Raw genomic sequence first — 2,141 nt, 5'->3', positions numbered from 1 at the left:
GAGTCACATTAGAGGAAAAGCTTAAGGAAAGTGCACAGCGTGTTGTGGATTTGGCAGACTTGATTTCTGGTGAAAACTTTGATGTTGCATTGTCAAAGCATTCCATTGAACTTCCAAGGGTTGCATTTGGTTTGGCTATTCCTAGCCTCTTTGTTTTGGATAATGAGCATGCCGTGGCGGCAAATAAGTTGACACTTCCATTATGCAGCAAAATCATAGTTCCAAGCATCATCGATGAGTGGAAACTGATGCAGTATGGTGCAAATCCAAATGACATCATCAAATATGATGGTACTTCTGAGCTTATGCACTTCAACAACTTTGTATTCAATGAAAACATCTTTGATGATTTGGGACTTGACTTGCCACTGCAGAAGACTATACTTATGAGGCCTGAACCCTCTCTTGCCTCTTATTTGAATACTGATTGTCGAAAATCCGTTCTGTCTCCTGTTGTTGATGTATTGAAGGAATATGCAAACATTCTCATTCTTCCTAGATTCAAGGAACAGGCAGATATATTTGAAGGAATCAAGAATGTGACAATTCTTAAGCCTCCTGTAGACACTTCAAGCATCATCAAGGCATGCGACCTTGTAATAGGTGCGGGCGGAACCATGAACAGGGAAGCGGCAATTCTACAGACTCCTGTCATTTCCTGTTATCCTGGAGACACATTATCTGTGGATCAGTTTTATGTAAACAATGGCTTGATGTATAGGACTACTGACTTGGAGGAAATCACTCAACAGGCCTTAAGCTTTATTGTAAATCCTCATGAACCGATTGAACTCAAAACAGATGATCTGTTTGATCTGATTATCAATAAGACTTATGAATTAGGCAATTCTAGAAAATAGGTTTTTTTATATTATTTATTTTTTTCTTTTTTTAATAAAATCACTATCTTTCCTTTTTTTAAAAAACTAAATTATCAATAGCATTAACTAATTTTTCACTTAACTTGTATGTTAATTCAATAGGTTCATATGAGTATGTTTCATAAACCAGTGTTGGGGTTCCGCTTTTTTGAACAGGAACTGTTATAAATTCAGGGCTGGTTCTGTATTCTGGTGCATAATAGCACAACTCTCCAATTTCAGAAAGTAAAACTTCTAGAATTTTCTCAGATTCTCCATCAAATCCAGGGGCAAATAGGAAATTTGTTTTCTCATATGTTCCAGGTCCTTTCAGTCCCTTATTGCTGTGGATATCTGCAAGGAAATCATAATCACCGTTGATGATGTGGGGGGCTACAAACTCTTGAGCAAGCAATTGTCCATCCATACGACCTTCCGTTGCTTCATCAAGTTCTCCAAGGACATTTATATTGTAAATGTAATAGGCATGATTTAAATTGTCATTTTCATCAAGTATTGTATCAAATAGGGCTCTATGGGCTTTGCTTTCCAAAGGGTGCATTCCGATTAGATAAGCTATTTTTATATTGGACTCTGCATTTCCAAATGGCCCATGCAGATGTACGGTTCCCAATTCATTTTCCCCAATCAATTCGCAGTCATAAAGGGTGGAATCCACTTTTGCTTCATCAGTAGGTTCATTAGGATAATTTTTTATATTCATATTATCCCCATTTTTTATTTTCTTTTCACAATTTATTAATTCCAACCATTCATCATTGTGATTCTCATCTTTAAAGTATTTTTCAAAGATTTCCTTTCTGTTTTTAATTATTTTCTCATATTTTTCCGGATTTTCATTTTTGAATTTTTTGTGAAGCGCCAAGGTCAGATGATTCAAATATTCATTCAGATTTTCCTTTTCCTCAGCACTTAATGAGTCAAAAATGTCAATATCCTCATGATTTTTGAATTCAAGAGTCCTTCCCTCTTCTGTCAATTCAACAAGCAAGATTCTTTTATCCTGCTCTGATGGAACCTTTCTGATGAAATTCTGCTGCTCCAGCTTATTCAATGTTTCATTAAGGGAGGTCACGCTGATATTCAATATCTCAGAGAGCTCTTTAGTGGATAATCTGTCCTTTCTCTTTAGGAAAATGATTAGTCTGCCTTGTCCTTTTGTAACGCTTTTCATTGCAGGGTTCTGCTTTTTGTTTCTTTTATCCAGAATCTCATTTATCATGATGAACTTATGGAAGAGCAATTGATTGTTTACATGAT

2 protein-coding genes are annotated in these 2,141 nt (G+C 35.9%); one reads left to right on the top strand and one right to left on the bottom strand.

The genetic code is table 11. The annotated features are described in order from the left end of the window. Positions 1–860: DUF354 domain-containing protein (locus QZV68_RS10205; RefSeq protein WP_296880890.1), on the top strand; the 860-nt coding region annotated here is incomplete at its 5' end. 58 nt (positions 861–918) lie between these two features. Here the strand turns inward: QZV68_RS10205 and QZV68_RS10200 are convergent. After that, a partial coding sequence (locus tag QZV68_RS10200; RefSeq protein WP_296880889.1) for a MarR family winged helix-turn-helix transcriptional regulator occupies positions 919–2,141 on the bottom strand: 1,223 nt, incomplete at its 5' end.

The sequence above is a fragment of the uncultured Methanobrevibacter sp. genome (genome assembly GCF_902801725.1).
GTDB lineage: Archaea > Methanobacteriota > Methanobacteria > Methanobacteriales > Methanobacteriaceae > Methanocatella.
Note: the sequence above shows the minus strand (reverse complement) of the source record. Positions and strands in the feature narration are given on the sequence as shown.